Annotated in this window: 19 protein-coding genes; 10 read left to right on the forward strand and 9 right to left on the reverse strand. The window is 38.5% G+C overall.

Features of this window, described 5'->3' with window-relative positions:
* Nucleotides 1-3 precede the first annotated feature (3 nt).
* A complete protein-coding gene (locus tag B4Z90_RS19665) occupies nt 4-843 on the forward strand; it encodes a helix-turn-helix domain-containing protein (protein WP_070565181.1) in 840 nt (279 codons plus the stop codon).
* A gap of 105 nt (nt 844-948) precedes the next feature.
* Nucleotides 949-1530 (forward strand): GDP-mannose pyrophosphatase NudK, encoded by a 582-nt coding sequence (gene nudK / locus B4Z90_RS19670; protein WP_046671704.1) that lies wholly within the window; start codon nt 949-951, stop codon nt 1528-1530.
* Between the two features lie 24 nt (nt 1531-1554).
* Here the strand turns inward: nudK and B4Z90_RS19675 are convergent, their stop codons facing one another.
* The 7 genes from B4Z90_RS19675 to B4Z90_RS19705 all read right to left on the reverse strand — a co-directional run bounded on the left by B4Z90_RS19675 (nt 1555) and on the right by B4Z90_RS19705 (nt 5200).
* Nucleotides 1555-1887 carry a hypothetical protein gene (locus B4Z90_RS19675; RefSeq protein ID WP_139144961.1) on the reverse strand — a complete coding sequence of 111 codons (333 nt, stop codon included), beginning with the start codon at nt 1885-1887 and terminating at the stop codon, nt 1555-1557.
* Nucleotides 1888-2119: 232 nt separating this feature from the next.
* Nucleotides 2120-2380: an Ada metal-binding domain-containing protein gene (locus tag B4Z90_RS19680; RefSeq protein WP_070565173.1), complete on the reverse strand. Its 261-nt coding sequence runs from the start codon at nt 2378-2380 to the stop codon at nt 2120-2122.
* Nucleotides 2381-2390: 10 nt separating this feature from the next.
* Entirely contained in the window at nt 2391-3104 is a 714-nt protein-coding gene (locus tag B4Z90_RS19685; RefSeq protein WP_286727244.1) for a 2OG-Fe(II) oxygenase, read from the reverse strand.
* A gap of 170 nt (nt 3105-3274) precedes the next feature.
* Complete coding sequence (locus B4Z90_RS19690) at nt 3275-3706, reverse strand: MarR family winged helix-turn-helix transcriptional regulator (protein WP_070565170.1); 432 nt, start codon at nt 3704-3706, stop codon at nt 3275-3277.
* Nucleotides 3707-3754: 48 nt separating this feature from the next.
* Nucleotides 3755-4390 carry a nitroreductase family protein gene (locus B4Z90_RS19695; protein WP_046671708.1) on the reverse strand — a complete coding sequence of 212 codons (636 nt, stop codon included), beginning with the start codon at nt 4388-4390 and terminating at the stop codon, nt 3755-3757.
* A gap of 12 nt (nt 4391-4402) precedes the next feature.
* Entirely contained in the window at nt 4403-4771 is a 369-nt protein-coding gene (locus B4Z90_RS19700; RefSeq protein ID WP_070565167.1) for a DUF1304 domain-containing protein, read from the reverse strand.
* A 3-nt stretch (nt 4772-4774) separates the two neighbouring features.
* Nucleotides 4775-5200, reverse strand: a complete 426-nt coding sequence (locus tag B4Z90_RS19705; RefSeq protein ID WP_046671710.1) for an organic hydroperoxide resistance protein — start codon at nt 5198-5200, stop codon at nt 4775-4777.
* Between the two features lie 166 nt (nt 5201-5366).
* Here B4Z90_RS19705 and B4Z90_RS19710 point away from each other — a divergent pair, with 166 nt between their 5' ends.
* The 8 genes from B4Z90_RS19710 to B4Z90_RS19745 all read left to right on the forward strand — a co-directional run bounded on the left by B4Z90_RS19710 (nt 5367) and on the right by B4Z90_RS19745 (nt 11574).
* Entirely contained in the window at nt 5367-6281 is a 915-nt protein-coding gene (locus tag B4Z90_RS19710) for a helix-turn-helix domain-containing protein (RefSeq protein ID WP_070565164.1), read from the forward strand.
* A 93-nt stretch (nt 6282-6374) separates the two neighbouring features.
* Nucleotides 6375-7136: an SDR family NAD(P)-dependent oxidoreductase gene (locus tag B4Z90_RS19715; protein ID WP_070565161.1), complete on the forward strand. Its 762-nt coding sequence runs from the start codon at nt 6375-6377 to the stop codon at nt 7134-7136.
* A 192-nt stretch (nt 7137-7328) separates the two neighbouring features.
* Complete coding sequence (locus tag B4Z90_RS19720; RefSeq protein ID WP_046671713.1) at nt 7329-8066, forward strand: metallophosphoesterase family protein; 738 nt, start codon at nt 7329-7331, stop codon at nt 8064-8066.
* 37 nt (nt 8067-8103) lie between these two features.
* On the forward strand, nt 8104-8289 hold the full coding sequence (locus tag B4Z90_RS19725) for a cupin domain-containing protein (protein WP_236586118.1): 186 nt from the start codon (nt 8104-8106) through the stop codon (nt 8287-8289).
* A gap of 102 nt (nt 8290-8391) precedes the next feature.
* Nucleotides 8392-8958: a Crp/Fnr family transcriptional regulator gene (locus B4Z90_RS19730; RefSeq protein WP_070565158.1), complete on the forward strand. Its 567-nt coding sequence runs from the start codon at nt 8392-8394 to the stop codon at nt 8956-8958.
* Between the two features lie 58 nt (nt 8959-9016).
* Entirely contained in the window at nt 9017-9598 is a 582-nt protein-coding gene (locus B4Z90_RS19735; RefSeq protein ID WP_070565155.1) for an NAD(P)H-dependent oxidoreductase, read from the forward strand.
* A 122-nt stretch (nt 9599-9720) separates the two neighbouring features.
* Complete coding sequence (locus tag B4Z90_RS19740; protein WP_070565152.1) at nt 9721-10995, forward strand: adenylosuccinate synthase; 1275 nt, start codon at nt 9721-9723, stop codon at nt 10993-10995.
* Between the two features lie 12 nt (nt 10996-11007).
* Nucleotides 11008-11574, forward strand: coding sequence for a Crp/Fnr family transcriptional regulator (locus B4Z90_RS19745; protein ID WP_070565150.1), 567 nt, complete (start codon nt 11008-11010; stop codon nt 11572-11574).
* Nucleotides 11575-11682: 108 nt separating this feature from the next.
* On the opposite strand, the gene B4Z90_RS19750 is transcribed toward B4Z90_RS19745, so the two are convergent.
* Nucleotides 11683-12918 carry a porin gene (locus B4Z90_RS19750; protein WP_070565147.1) on the reverse strand — a complete coding sequence of 412 codons (1236 nt, stop codon included), beginning with the start codon at nt 12916-12918 and terminating at the stop codon, nt 11683-11685.
* A gap of 302 nt (nt 12919-13220) precedes the next feature.
* The gene (locus tag B4Z90_RS19755; protein ID WP_286803076.1) at nt 13221-14756 is read right to left on the reverse strand and encodes a RagB/SusD family nutrient uptake outer membrane protein; all 1536 of its coding nucleotides are present in this window, start codon (nt 14754-14756) and stop codon (nt 13221-13223) included.
* Nucleotides 14757-14767: the final 11 nt, after the last annotated feature.

Genomic DNA, 14767 nt, shown 5'->3' on the forward strand with positions numbered 1-14767 from the left:
TCGATGGAGTTATTTCCAACAATAGATATTCAAGAATTTAGAAAAGACCAGCTTGCAGGTAATCAAGGATATTTATACTCGGAATTACGTGGTGAACATCATATAGCGCGTCCACACCAGCATCATTTTTTTTTATTGGTACTTTTTGACCAAGCAGAAGGTGTTCATACGATTGATTTTAAAGATTACCATATTGATCGTCATCAAATCCATATCCTGTTTCCAAAGCAAGTTCATAGTTGGAAATTAGGGGCCAATACAACTGGTTTCCAATTGATGGTCGATAGGGAACACTTCGAGAAATTTTCGCCCAATTTCCATTTTTCATTTGCTTACTATCAACGTACTCCTGTTATCTCACTCTCTAGCGAAACATTTGCTCTGCTTTATTATGAATTTAATGCAATAAGAAAAGAACTTGAGGATCACAATTGCGTTCCTGCAATTATCTACTCTCGCACAGCTGTCGTCGCATCTATAATAAGCAAAGAGGTACAGAAAATAGTACAAAATGAACAAAATAATGACTCCAATCCATGTCTTTTAAAGTTGCAAGAGTTAATTGACATCCATTTTCAGCATGAGAAGTCGGTATCTTTCTATGCGAAACAACTTAATATATCAACTCCGCACCTTACTAAAATCTGCCGTCAAAAGCTCGAAGTATCTCCGAGCCAGCTTATTCAACAACGAACTATCTTGGAAGCAAAACGATTGTTAAAAGCAACCGATCTATCTATCAAAGAAATTTCGTTCAAACTTGGTTTCGTCGACTCTCCTTACTTCTCTAATTTCTTCAAACAACACACAGGTCTGAATCCAAAACAATTTAGAACGGACTGAGATTCACCAATACTTCGTATAAATTCATCAAAGCTTCTCTTAGTTTTTCCTGCTTAGTTTGGATTGCAATTCTTATTTTTATCTTTTGACTTTAACGCGCTAAAAATGGCAATAAAAGATATTAAAATTGTAAAAACTGAAATTCTATCAGACAACTGGTACACGTTAAAAAAAGTGACTTATCAATACAGCAAACCCGATGGGACGGTACAGCAACAAAGTCGAGAAGCTTATGATCGTGGCAATGGAGCCGTCATTTTACTCTATAATACCAGTGCTCAAACAGTCATATTAACAAGGCAATTTCGAATACCAACTTACATCAACGGGAATGAGTCAGGCATGCTTATCGAAGCTTGTGCAGGTCTACTTGATCAAGATTCTCCCCATGACTGTATACGAAGGGAAACAGAAGAAGAAACAGGCTATCAGATCAAGGAAGCAAAAAAGATCTTTGAAGCTTATATGTCTCCAGGTTCTGTAACTGAAATTCTACATTTTTTTATAGCAGAATACACCAATAACATGAAAGTTGGCGATGGCGGTGGTTTAGAAGAAGAGGAAGAGCATATTGAAATTCTAGAAATCAATATCGAAGAAGCACTACATATGATTGATACAGGTGAAATCAAAGATGGAAAAACCATTATGCTACTACAATATATTCGATTAAAAAATATACTGTAGACGCCTAATTTAGATGATAAGAGGCTAGTGATTAACTTTCTCAAAGATAAACTTTGGGTCTTGGAAATTGATGGTTGAAGGTATATAATGTGGAATTCCCATATACACTTGCTCCGTTCCTGTACCTAAAATATACAAAGACCCTTTTTTTAATAAAGCAAAGGGTCTTCTTTTTTTCTGTCCCCAGCCAAATGGCGTATAATAATAGTCCCCAAGTAAAGTGTCTTTTTGGATATTGCCGCGAATGTCTCCCGAATCAACCTCACCTCCAGGTCTATAAAAGAACAATTTACCATGAAAACGGCTCTCAAAAAGATTAAGATCCAAACGGGCACTGTCACGTTCAGTATGAGCCATATAACTCAATACTTTAGGATCTCGCCTCCCCTCTTCACAGCTTATCAACAGCAGAGTCGAAAAAATAAAATAAACAGCAATCGAATATAAACGCATTTTTCTTTTGATCTACGATAATTAATCCCGTCTCAAGATAAACACAAAATTCAACAATATACAAGGAATTTGACATAAGATTCTTTTTCCAAATTTGATTTACTTAGATTCTCTATATAATCAAACTTAATGCGAACTACACTTTATCAAATCTTTTATTTTCTTCCTTCCATTCAACGTAGTTCGCTTTTAAGCAGTGCCCACAAGGGCGATAATGATGTTTTAGCGCTTCTTGCTCAGTGGAAAAAAAGACCCTGTTCTCCCGCTTCATCCGTTTTCCCGAAATACAGCAAAGCAATCCATAAATTTTTAGCTTTTCATTGCCACCAAATTGAATTTCTCCCGCTCGAATCTTGGCGCGCAATGAAGCATCTGTTATATTTTTATGCCATTCCATTGTGTGGGATTTATTTCTCGGCATCATGAAAAATAATACCCAACGCATGGCGTTCACCGGCCGTGACTTCACTCACTCCATGTTTCATATTAACCCTAAAATATCCCATTCGTCCTTTCTCAGGCCTAAAATTTGTTGCGAATAAAACGAGATCACCTTTTTTAGGTTTCAAAACAATTGCCTTTGATTGAGCCCTCGGAACTTGTTGTGTTAATACAAATTCTCCGCCCATAAAATCGACTCCTGGCTCATTTAACATCAAAATCACCTGCATCGGAAAGTAAACCGCTCCATACAAGTCTTGATGTAGCGTATTGAAACCTCCTTGACCATATTTCAAAATCAATACTGTTGCTTTTTCTTGTCCTTTCAAACGGCAATCCGTCAAAAGGTCTTCATGTTTCAATGAAAATGATATATCGATTTTCAGCGCACGAAACCAGGTATTAGCAATGACGGCAAGATAGGGATAAAGTTGAGATCGAATCGTTTGAATCAACTCAGGTAGTGGGTAGTCAAAATATTTATACTCCCCTAATCCGAATCGATGCCTTTCCATAACGACAGTTTTACGGTAGAGCGTCGAATCGCTATACCCTTTTTTTAATAGATCGCATTGTAAAGCTGTCAACAGGTTTGGTATAACCACATAACCATGCTTATGCATCTCTTCGGTAATCAAAGGCCAATTTAGATCTTCTATCTTTTGAATGATATTTTCCATACCACGAATCTCCACATTACAGTCCTATGAAAAAATCCGAAATATGCTAATATGATGTATAATAAAAGGAACGCGAACATGTATCGCTCAAGACAATCCATAGCACAAAAAAAAGGATTAAATACAGGCAGGTGTATTTAATCCTTTTTTGATTTCATATCGTATAAAAACTAGCTATTCCCAACATTATTCACGATTTTTTCTGCCAAAGCTTTAAGCTGAACCATATCAGTATAGTCGAGCTTAAGGGCTTCAAAAATCTGCAGGGGAATACAGCTCGCCTTTTCCTTCAATTGCAATCCTTGTGCTGTAAGCTGTATCTTCACGACGCGTTCATCTTCTTTGCTTCGTGTTCGTGTAAGCAAAACTTTAGCCTCCAAGCGCTTCAATAGTGGTGTAAGCGTTCCATTATCTAGAAATAACTTAGCCCCCAATTGATTTACTGTCTGCTCATCATTCTCCCATAAAGCCATCATCGTGATATATTGTGGATAGGTCAAGTCAATCTCTTCAAGAATAGTTCGATATTGCTGCATAATTTCTCTATGTAGCACATACACGGAAAAACAGAGTTGTTTGTCTAATTTTAATAAATCATCCATCTTGCAAATATATTGAGTTTCTGAGGGATTGAAAAAGTTGTTTGCGGTTTATTTGAATTCAACAACAAACTCTTCCTTAGGAACCCGAACCTTCTTCATCGTCGAAATCCAATCTCTCGAAGAGTCCGCCACGCCAACATACATCAATGAAACGCTTTTTAGTCCATGCTTTTCTAATTGTAGAACCTCATCCACGACTTGGTTATCAAAACCCTCGGCGGGTGTGGAATCGACACGAAGTTCAGCTGCCTGAGCCAACGCCAAACCTAAAGCAATGTAAGTTTGTCTTGCAGTATGTGCAAAATTTCTTTCGGCAGCTTCACTCAAATAAATAGATTTCAACTTGTCCGTATAAGAACCAAAGCGTCCCCTTGGCAAATCCCGCTCATCCGTTGTAAAATCATAAACTTTATCAATACGTTCTTCCGTATAACGATCCCAGGCAGCGAAAACAAGCACATGTGAACATTCACGCATACAGTCTGGATTTAGTGCTCCTTTTGCCAGTTCTTCTTTCAATGCCTGATTTTCAACAATCAATATCTTAAATGGCTGTAAACCCGAAGAAGTAGGTGCAAAGCGTGCAGCCTCAACGATTTTATCTACATTTTCCTGACTAACTTTTTTTGTCGGGTCGTATGCTTTCACAGCATGACGCCATTGTAAATCTTCTATTAATGACATATAATTATAGTTTTATTTTAAGAGAATAACGGATAACAACGCCAACAATGCAGGAACTCCTTGTACAAAAAATATCTTTTTGCTCGCTGTAATTCCGCCAAAAACACCGGCAACAAGGACACATCCTAAAAAGAACAGGCATACATTGTAACTCCAGATGGGGTCATTGATTAAAAAAGACCAGGCTAAACCTGCAACCAGAAAGCCATTGTAGAGCCCTTGATTTGCAGCAAGCCCCTTCGTTGGCTTAAATAATTCTGCCGGAAGAGCCTTTCCAAAACTACGTTTTCCTGCAGTTTCCCAAGCAAACATTTCCATCCATACAATGTATACATGTTCTAAAAGTACGAGTGCTGTAAGCACGTTGGCAATATAATTCATATATTATTCGTTAGTTGATACCGTCAATTTGACATCCATATTACCCCTTGTTGCATTTGAGTAGGGACAAACTTGATGTGCTTTTTCAATCAATTGTTGCGCTAATTCCAGGCTTACACCAGGTATATTTGCATGTAATTCTGCAGCCAAACCAAAACCACCATTATCCAATTGTCCGATACTCACATGGGCTGTTACCGAAGTTTCGCCCGCTTTTACTTTTTCTGATCTAATCACTAAATTCAAGGCACTATCAAAACATGCCGCATAACCAGCCGCAAAAAGCATCTCTGGATTGGCATAATCATCATTGGCCCCTCCTAGACCTTTTGGCATACGAACAGCTAAATCCAATACACCATTTTCGCTTTTTACCTGACCATTTCGTCCTCCCTTGGCTGTCGCACCGATGTTATATAACGTTTTCATATTTTAATTTGTTTTGTTTGTACAAATGTATGGCAAGGATTTATGTTGTGCAAAATATAATTTTGCAATTTACATTAAAATGAGAATTGCAAAATCTCAAAAAAAGTACATTGTTACCGAATGTAATCTAAAAGCACTACATTTGATTATTGCAAATAGGGCTTAAATGAAAACAACTTCCATCGAACAATTTTATCGGGAGATCAATGCGAGTATCCCAAAAGAGATCGCAAGAGAGATTGGTCATTTTAATGTGTTCAGTTATGAGGAACTTGCCGCTAAGTTGAAAGATAAACCGATCATGCCCTACAATAAGCGAACGTATTATAAAATCAGTTTAATCACAGGAAAAAACACAGCCGAATATGCCGACAAAGTAATCGAAATCGATGAATCGGCACTTGTATTTGCTACTCCTAAGGTTCCTTACCATTGGATACCGAAAGATGAGCATCAAAAAGGTTATTTTTGCGTTTTCACCGATGAATTTCTGGCAAGGAATAAAAGTGGTGTGATCATAGATGATTTGCCAATCTTTCAACCAGGCGGCCTTCCGATTTTCCAACTATCAGAAGAACAACGCATTGAAATAGAGGGAATCTTCCTAAAAATGAATAAAGAGCTATCTTCAGATTACGTTTTTAAATACGATCTGTTGCGAAATTATGTGCTTGAAATCGTCCATTATGGCCAAAAGCTGCAACCCAAAAGTATAACAAATCCTACACACAACGCCTCCAATAGGATTACTTCATTATTTGTAGAATTGCTAGAAAGACAATTTCCACTTGAATCTCCGATGCAACGCCTACAACTACGAACAGCTAATGATTTTGCGGAACGACTGGCCATACATGTCAACCACCTGAATAAAATTTTAAAGGAAAATACTGGAAAAACAACCAGCCATGTCATCGCAGCCAGAGTCACACAGGAAGCAAAAATTTTACTGCGACAAACCGATTGGAATATATCTGAGATTGCTTATTCACTTGGCTTTGAGGAGATCGCCCATTTTTCCAATTTTTTCAAAAAGCAAACCAGCTTTGCCCCAAACATTTTTCGTTCCCAAACGTTATAATTTGAATTTCGCAAACATCCATTTGCATTTCGCAAGGAAAGGCTCAACTTTTCGGCGGATCTTTGTGCTATTGAATCTTTAAAACAAATTAAAATGGCTACAAACAAAATAGCATTGGTAACAGGCGGAAGCCGTGGTTTAGGTAGAAACATGGCTGTTAGCCTTGCAAAAAAAGGAATCGATATCATTTTAACCTACAATAGCAATCAGGAGGAAGCGGATCATGTGGTTGCTACGATACAATCTTTAGGGCAACATGCAGCTGCATTCCAATTGGATGCAGGAAATGTGCAGTCCTTTAATGGCTTTATTGAACGGGTTACGCAACATTTGCTACAACAAACGGGAAAGTCTAATTTTGATTTTTTGATCAATAATGCGGGCACTGCCTTATATGCACCCTTTATAGAAACCACAGAAGAACAATTTGATACAGTTTATAATATCCATTATAAAGGGGTATTTTTTCTCACGCAGAAAGCTCTTCCCTATTTGAATGATGGCGGACGTATTATCAATATTTCCTCTGGCCTCGCCCGTTTTGCATTTCCGGGATCATCTGCCTATGGCTCGATGAAAGGGGCAATCGAGGTACTCACGAGGTATCTTGCCAAAGAACTCGGTCCTCGAGGTATTGCAGCAAACGTCGTTGCTCCTGGCGCAATCGAGACTGATTTTGGTGGCGGGCATGTGCGGGATAACAAAGAAACAAATGCGCATATTGCAGCTGTTACAGCTTTAGGAGTTGCTGGTGTACCCGATGATATCGGTGGAGTGGTGGCCTTCCTTTGTACAGAAGATGCAAGATGGATCAACGGACAGCGCATTGAAGTATCGGGCGGGATGAATCTTTAGTAACGTATCACTTAAATAAGCACATATCTGAGCCTATTCGATATGTGCTTATTTAACAGTATTTCTTCACCAATCCCATCCAGTTCCTCCTCTTTTAGAATAAAAATTATAATGCTATTATCATTTTCTTCTTTACCTCTTAAAGTGTACGTTGACTGACTATCCGAATGATTATGTTTGTAGCATAAGAATATGATACAACTTGCCATAATAAGTGACATTCATGCCAATTTAATTGCATTGGATGCGGTATTAACAGATATCAAAAATAAAGGATTAACACAAATTTACTGCTTAGGTGATCTTGTTGATTTCGCTCCCTGGGGCAATGAAGTCATTGACAGAATACAAGAAAAAAACATTCCATGTCTACTGGGAAACCATGACCAAAGAATTGCTTTTGACGAAGCCATTATCCCTTTACCACACCATGATGTAATAGAGACTTCAAATCGAGAAATCGCCATCAAGCTAAGTAAGAAGGAGATATCGGCCCCTCATAAAAAATGGCTAGCAACATTACCCTACACCATTGAACTAACCTTCAAACTTGGAACGAGTTTTAGGAAAATCCTTCTTGTCCATGCCAGTCTCCAAAGCAATGACGAATACATCCATGAATCAACCCAAAAATGTGCTCTATCAACTCAATTAAAGCAAAAAGCAATCGATATTCTGGTGATGGGACATACACACCATTCTTATATTCAACAGGATGGAGATGTCTTGTTTATCAATTGTGGTTCCGTCGGACGTAGTAAAGAAAAAGACAGAAAAGCAACTTACACAATAATAACCTTATCTGAAAAAGAAATTAATGCCGAGATCGTTAAAGTAAACTACCCAATAACAGCTGTCGCAAATGCAATTTACGACAGCAATATCCCCGATTTCTACGGAGACTTCTTACTTGCGAATAATACACTTTAATCATTGTCAATTTGTTACAATAGCTAAGGTTAATGTCATGCATCAGACAGCAAGTTTAGATTACATCGTTATTCTTACAGGGGAGATTTACTTGATTACAGACACAGAAGAAACGCTTTTACAGGCCGGCGATATTGTCATCCAACGCGGCACCAATCATGCTTGGAGCAATCGCTCCGATCAAATGTGCCTGCAATTGGCCATTCTAATTGATGCGAATTAAAAATCTACCCTGTTGCTCAATCGGCAAACTAAACATTGAGCCGATTAAAACACATCGAATTTATCTTGTAGGAACACCGCAATTTTTCTAAGTTTGGACTTCATGATAGCAACATATTTTCGGTCTTTGCGTCTGTTCGACGAAGAAGAGATCAATCAGATTGTTCAGCTTTTTGAATACAGAAAGCTGAACAAAAACGACTTTTTTGTTAAAGAGAATCAACCTTGTCATGAGGTTGCATTTATACAATCAGGGATCTTCCGTTCTTATTATAGCAGTGCGAATAGGGAAGATATTACCTATTGTTTCCGCTTTCCCAATACATGGATAGCGGCCTACTCCTCCTTTATTACAGGCGGGCCAAGTATGGAGACCATGCAGGCCATTACCCCTGCCGAACTGTGGACGATCAAAAAAAATATGATTGATAAGCTTGCTACGAATAGCCTAAAATGGACAAAATACCTTAAAATGATTGCCGAGGAACAATATCTTGAACTTGAAAAACGCGTCTTTCAATTACAAAAAGAAACCGCATCACAACGTTATGCCAATTTACTCAAAGATCATCCTGATTCTATCCAACAGCTTCCTTTACAATACCTCGCTTCCTATTTAGGCATTACACAACGTCATTTAAGTCGTATCCGCAGCGAAATTTCTTTTTAGACATTTGTCCTATAAAGACGGTAAGCGTATCTCTATTTTTGTGATGTAGTATAACATCATGCAGAAAAAAATACTGATTATCAATGGCCACCCGAATCGGGAATCTTTCAATTTTGGCATCGCAAATGCCTATCAAGAAGCTGCGGCAGCGTCCGGAGCTACAGTACGAACAATCCATATTATTGACCTAGATTTCAATCCAAACCTTGAATTTGGTTATCGTAAACGGACAGAACTTGAGCAGGACCTACTCCTTGCCTGGGAAGACATCTTATGGGCCGATCATTTGGTCTGGATACATCCCGTTTGGTGGGGCGGCCTTCCAGCCTTGATGAAAGGCTTTATCGATAGACTTTTTTTACCTGGACGGGCTTTTCAATATCGCGAAAACTCTCTTTTTTGGGACAAATTACTCAAAGGAAAATCTGCTCGGATCATTACAACACTCGATCAACCAAGTTGGTATTATGCTTTAGTTTACGGCAGACCAAGTGTTAATCAATTAAAAAGATCAACCCTTCAATTTTGTGGAATATCGCCGGTTAAAGTCACCTATATCGGAATTATCAAAACTTCCGATCCTATTAAACGGAATAAATGGCTACAAAAAGTACAACGGTTGGGACACAAACAAGCTTAAGCGCAATCCAAACGCATTAAGACTGCTGGCCAAATGATAATGAGGAGCACTTTTTGCCAAATGGCAATTGCCCTCCGCCTTGCAAGCCCTAGCTTTGACAATAATTTCAAGACAAACGCAACATGGACATTCTAATTGGGCTCCAATGGGGAGACGAAGGTAAAGGAAAATTCATTGATCTGATCGGAAGCGACTATGATATTATCGCCCGTTTTAATGGCGGCGCGAATGCCGGACATAGTATTTATTATCAAGGTAACAAAGTTACGCTTAAACTACTCCCATCGGGTATTTTTTCGTCGCATGTCAAAAACATTATTGGCACCGGTGTGGTCGTTGACCCATTAGCATTTAAAGCAGAAATCGAAGAACTAGCGCACATTATGCCAGATCAAGATCTCTTCAATAGGATTTTGATATCCCAAAAAGCGCATCTCGTTTTACCGACCCATCGTTATTGGGATATCTATATGGAACAGTCCCCACTGTATCGCACGATAGGAACGACCAAAAATGGAATTGCGCAAAGCTATTCCAATAAAATACTCAGACAGAACCTTCGCGTTGGTGATCTTCACTCGGATAGTTTTGATACTGACGTATATCAAAATTTAAACCGTCAATACAAAGAACTACAGTTTTTGGGGCAAGAAATGCCTGCATTCGAAGAGCTCTACCACAATTTTATTCAAGGATGCACTTCCTTAAAACAAGTGCCAATTATAGATACCGAAATCTTTCTGAATAAGGCAATCCGAGATGGGAAGAAGGTATTGGCGGAAGGCGCGCAGGCAACTCTGCTTGATATCGACCATGGAAGTTATCCCTATGTGACCTCATCAAATACGATAGCCTCCGCAGCCTGTGTAAGCTTGGGTGTGTCGCCTAAACTGGTGGATAAAATTTATGGTGTTACAAAGGCCTATTGCACTCGTGTGGGGAATGGTATTTTCCCAACAGAGATCACAGGACAAGCTGCCAATGATTTACGGGACAAAGGAGCTGAATTCGGTTCCAATACCAAACGTCCCCGTCGTGTCGGCTGGCTGGATATCCCAGCATTAAAATATGCCATCATGTTAAACGGAGTTACGGAACTCGTTCTTACGAAAGCCGACATTTTGAACGAAATGGCTGAAATCCCCGTCTGTACCCATTATGAAATAGATGAACAAAAAATTTCTTTAGCATTTTCCCAATCTTATGAACAAAAAATTAAACCGATCTGGAAATATTTAAAAGGTTGGAATACCGATTTCTGTAATATCAAGCAAGCAAACTTGCTTCCACAAACCTTGAGGACATTTATATCTTTTCTCGAAGAAGAATTAGAAGTTCCCATAAAGTATCTTTCAACAGGACCTCAACGTGAAGAATTGATTAAATTAGCTAAGTAATATAAAGGTAACATGGAGCAATTACTGGAATACATCCGAAAATTTGGACAGCTCGATTTGCGAGAAGAGAACTTAATTCGACAAGCATTCGAAAAAAAGAGTATTCCAAAGTCAAGCTATTTTGTCGCTTGCGGTAAAGTAAACAATAGCATTGCTTTTGTGGAATCGGGGGTATTCCGTTCGCTCTATTACAACAGTAAAGGCGACGATTTTACGCGTTATTTTATTTATGAAGGTCGTTTTATTGGGGATCTTCAGAGCTTCTTGGATCGAACACCTTCCAACGACTATATAGAATCCCTCACAGATAGTGAGATCTGGAGCCTTGATTTTGAGAATTTTACGCTTCTTGAAAAGGAAATTAAAGTTTGGCCGTTGTTGATGGCCAAACTTTATGCTTTTGTGGTGGAAAGTAAGCTAAAAACGGCAAATACCATGATGAATCTCGATGCCAAAGAACGCTATCTCCTGTTCTTAAAGCTTTACCCCGGTTTAGCCAATCGTGTTCCATTAGCCATGTTAGCGTCCTATTTAGGGATTACCGCATCATCACTGAGCCGGATTCGGAAAAACATCTAAGTGTCGGGAGATCTCTAAATCAAACGGCCTAAACAACCTACTATATTGGTCAAACTAAATATTGATCCCTCAACACCGATACTCGCGAAAAAACAGCACTGAGCCAATTTACCAACGATAAAGCAGCCTTGTAGTGAAAACATTATCTTTCAGATCAGCCGAAAAGTTTGGTAAACTTGTGCTTTCGTTCGTTACATGCTCATTATATACAGTCAGTTTTATCCTATTGTTAATCTGATATGCAAGACCATAGCCCAGCGTACTAAACTTAACATCGCCATCGGCCGTAAAATTATCAGGCATGCCGATTGTCATGCCACTTGCTTTCGTATTTGGATCATATACGTCATACGCTATCAATGCAGTAATACCGGTCTTCGCAATCTCCTGCGTAAACCAAAGATAGTATCCATTAAATTTACGTTGATAAAGGTCTGTTGTCGGCTGGGTTGTAAAACTTCTGCTGGCGTAAGGTCCTTTAATATCGACACCACCGGCAACTCCAGGCTGGTCTCCTGCCACATATTCGGTTTTGAAACTGGATTTCCCGAAGCTATTATCAAACTCGACCTGTAAGTTTGCTCCATAATAGTTCCTGCCGATGGCTTTACCTTCATTCTCATCACTGGTATGCGCTGTATAACCATTGCTATTGGGCGTATAGTACGTTTTCGTATCATTACGCACTGAACCTTTATAGAACGAGCCGCCAAAACCCAAATGAAGTTTTTTATCGGCTAAACTATCAAATTTAAAAGCAAGATTACCGATCAGGTCCTTTTTAGAATCATAGTCCTTAGCGGAGTGACCACTACCGTTCACCAGGGCTAAATCTAAATTTAAGAATTTAACTTTACCCCCAGGATGATAACTTACCATCCCTCCAAGATCACGTTCGCGTGGCATCAACGTCTGGAATACACGTGCCCGTTCCGGAAAGTCACGATAGCCCGATGAGTATACAATGGAATATCCAAAAGGTCTATTGAAAAGTCCCGCAGTTAAACTAAGGCCTTTTTGACTTGGGTGACGCAATTGAATAAAGGCATCCATTAGTTGTACACCGTCTTGAGTAGCATCCAATTGAAAGACAATACTCGAGTAGGTATCCACACGGTCAATTTTAAGACGTCCCCTGCGGATCATAAATCTGTTATCCGAATTCTTTGAAAAATCCCCACCTGAAAAGGACGTAATTCCAGGAGATTGCGCCTTTTGAAACTGTGTTTGAAGATACCCCGTAATCTTGATATCATGTGGATCATAGCTGGAGGGCGCATTATTATTTTGCGCAAGTGCTACAACGGGTCCTATCAGAGCTAAGAGTAAAAGTGCTTTTTTCATGAGAATTTTAAATAAATTATCTTTTTCGCTTTTGATGATATGATACGAGCAGAATCATTTTTCCTTCTTCTATTCCATCATCTTTCAACGGCGTAAAAATAGATTCTCAATATTAAGTTAATATTAATAAATTGTTAGTCTATTAATTTATATACATAAAATTAACGATTTAGTAATATATCACCTTGGAGGTCGTTTCCAGACATTGAGAACTCATACGATCTCGATTATATTTTAAAATAAAAATGGCCGATACATGAAATTCACGTATCGGCCACCTAACTATTGATTCCTTCTTAAAATTATTCCAACCCCTTATTATAATCGCTTTCACGAAGAGGTATAGCCCAAGTCCATTTATTTTTATCTTCTGGCTTAATTGTAGTAACCAATGAAGTCAAATAATTACCACCGTTAGCAAAGTCTTTTCTCACAATAGTATCTCCCCATCGTTTCATATCAAACCAATCGAATCCTTCGCCCCATAGTTCAACCGCGCGATAAAGTTTAATTTCATTAAGTAGATCTGTTCCTGTTTTTGTACAAACATAATTCACATCCCTTCCTGAAGTAGCGTTTAATGCATTAAGAACACCTTGAACTTCGCTTGCTGCCTTATTTTGGAAAAATTTCGCTTCAGCCTCAATGAGATACATTTCGGAAGCCCTAAAATGATTCACATGACCGATACCAGGTATATCATTCGCTTTAAATTTGAAATTCATATACGCAAAAGGAACTGCAGTAGCTTGTAAATCTGGGAACAACTTAAATGCTCTCGCTTTCATAGCTGTCCCCGCAATACCCGTTGCGGTAGTATATGCTTCATTCTTTGGATCCAAAAATAAATCTCTACGAACATCTGTCGTCGGTATCTTATCGAACAATTCTCTACTGATACATTTTGGTGTTGTTCTTACGGCACTAGCTGTTGAGTTATAGGCAATATAAGACTGGAATGAATAGAAATATAACGTTTCATCAGAGGCTCCATAACTACTCCATATCCATTCGCCATTCGGAGTAGAAAAACCGTTTTTATAATCAGCGTTACTCATCAATTTATAATTTTTACGAGCAAGAACTGCATATTTTTCTGCGTTAACGTAGTCCTGTTTGTTTAGTGCTGCCCTTGCGTAAATCGCGTAAGCCACATCCTCATTCACTTGGAAATTTTTGTCGGATTCTCTATCCAATTTAGACGATTCATATAGCGCTATTGCGTCATTTAAATCTTTATAAATTAAATCATATGTCTGCCCTAAAGTAGATAAAGGCATGTCTCCTGTTGATACGTCGGTTCTTAGAACTAAGCCTCCAGTTTGACCATTATTGGAATCCTTCCATCTATTTCCGTAAATCTGAGCTAACATCATATAACTGTATGCTCTAAAGGTTAATGCTTGTGCTTTTATGAAATCTTTTTCAACGGCTGGTCCCTCCGCTCCATCAATACTTATTACAATTTGATTTGCATTACCTATAATCTTGTAATAATAATACCAAGGATAATAAAGGTAAATACTTGTTAAATTTTGATTGTAATTTGCATTAATGATATCGGCCCAACCACTTAAGTTGACAAAAAAATTGTTTCCAGGATAATTCCCGTAATACATTTTGATTGTTCCTTCTCCATTAAAGCCCTGGCTTCCCAAATATTGTTGGGTCATCATTTTAGCTAAGCCATTTACAGCTAACTTGGCATTTTTTGTTGTTTCAAATACCGTAGGAGTACTTACAGAGTCTGTAGGAAGTGTCTCTAAATAGTCCTTTTTACAGGAAGCTAGCAACAACACTCCTGCAAATAATACTTTAATATAATTTATATTTTTCATCCTTTTATTTC

Source organism: Sphingobacterium sp. UBA5639 (genome assembly GCF_002421245.1).
In the GTDB taxonomy this organism is placed as follows: Bacteria; Bacteroidota; Bacteroidia; order Sphingobacteriales; family Sphingobacteriaceae; genus Sphingobacterium; species Sphingobacterium multivorum.

Bases quoted from the DNA above. Each gene is read 5' to 3' on its own strand.
- B4Z90_RS19665 (WP_070565181.1), top strand. From the start codon at position 4: ATGGAGTTATTTCCAACAATAGATATTCAAGAATTTAGAAAAGACCAG.
- nudK (WP_046671704.1), top strand. From the start codon at position 949: ATGGCAATAAAAGATATTAAAATTGTAAAAACTGAAATTCTATCAGAC.
- B4Z90_RS19675 (WP_139144961.1), bottom strand. From the start codon at position 1,887: ATGGCTCATACTGAACGTGACAGTGCCCGTTTGGATCTTAATCTTTTT.
- B4Z90_RS19680 (WP_070565173.1), bottom strand. From the start codon at position 2,380: ATGGAATGGCATAAAAATATAACAGATGCTTCATTGCGCGCCAAGATT.
- B4Z90_RS19685 (WP_286727244.1), bottom strand. From the start codon at position 3,104: ATGGAAAATATCATTCAAAAGATAGAAGATCTAAATTGGCCTTTGATT.
- B4Z90_RS19690 (WP_070565170.1), bottom strand. From the start codon at position 3,706: ATGGATGATTTATTAAAATTAGACAAACAACTCTGTTTTTCCGTGTAT.
- B4Z90_RS19695 (WP_046671708.1), bottom strand. From the start codon at position 4,390: ATGTCATTAATAGAAGATTTACAATGGCGTCATGCTGTGAAAGCATAC.
- B4Z90_RS19700 (WP_070565167.1), bottom strand. From the start codon at position 4,771: ATGAATTATATTGCCAACGTGCTTACAGCACTCGTACTTTTAGAACAT.
- B4Z90_RS19705 (WP_046671710.1), bottom strand. From the start codon at position 5,200: ATGAAAACGTTATATAACATCGGTGCGACAGCCAAGGGAGGACGAAAT.
- B4Z90_RS19710 (WP_070565164.1), top strand. From the start codon at position 5,367: ATGAAAACAACTTCCATCGAACAATTTTATCGGGAGATCAATGCGAGT.
- B4Z90_RS19715 (WP_070565161.1), top strand. From the start codon at position 6,375: ATGGCTACAAACAAAATAGCATTGGTAACAGGCGGAAGCCGTGGTTTA.
- B4Z90_RS19720 (WP_046671713.1), top strand. From the start codon at position 7,329: ATGATACAACTTGCCATAATAAGTGACATTCATGCCAATTTAATTGCA.
- B4Z90_RS19725 (WP_236586118.1), top strand. From the start codon at position 8,104: ATGCATCAGACAGCAAGTTTAGATTACATCGTTATTCTTACAGGGGAG.
- B4Z90_RS19730 (WP_070565158.1), top strand. From the start codon at position 8,392: ATGATAGCAACATATTTTCGGTCTTTGCGTCTGTTCGACGAAGAAGAG.
- B4Z90_RS19735 (WP_070565155.1), top strand. From the start codon at position 9,017: ATGCAGAAAAAAATACTGATTATCAATGGCCACCCGAATCGGGAATCT.
- B4Z90_RS19740 (WP_070565152.1), top strand. From the start codon at position 9,721: ATGGACATTCTAATTGGGCTCCAATGGGGAGACGAAGGTAAAGGAAAA.
- B4Z90_RS19745 (WP_070565150.1), top strand. From the start codon at position 11,008: ATGGAGCAATTACTGGAATACATCCGAAAATTTGGACAGCTCGATTTG.
- B4Z90_RS19750 (WP_070565147.1), bottom strand. From the start codon at position 12,918: ATGAAAAAAGCACTTTTACTCTTAGCTCTGATAGGACCCGTTGTAGCA.
- B4Z90_RS19755 (WP_286803076.1), bottom strand. From the start codon at position 14,756: ATGAAAAATATAAATTATATTAAAGTATTATTTGCAGGAGTGTTGTTG.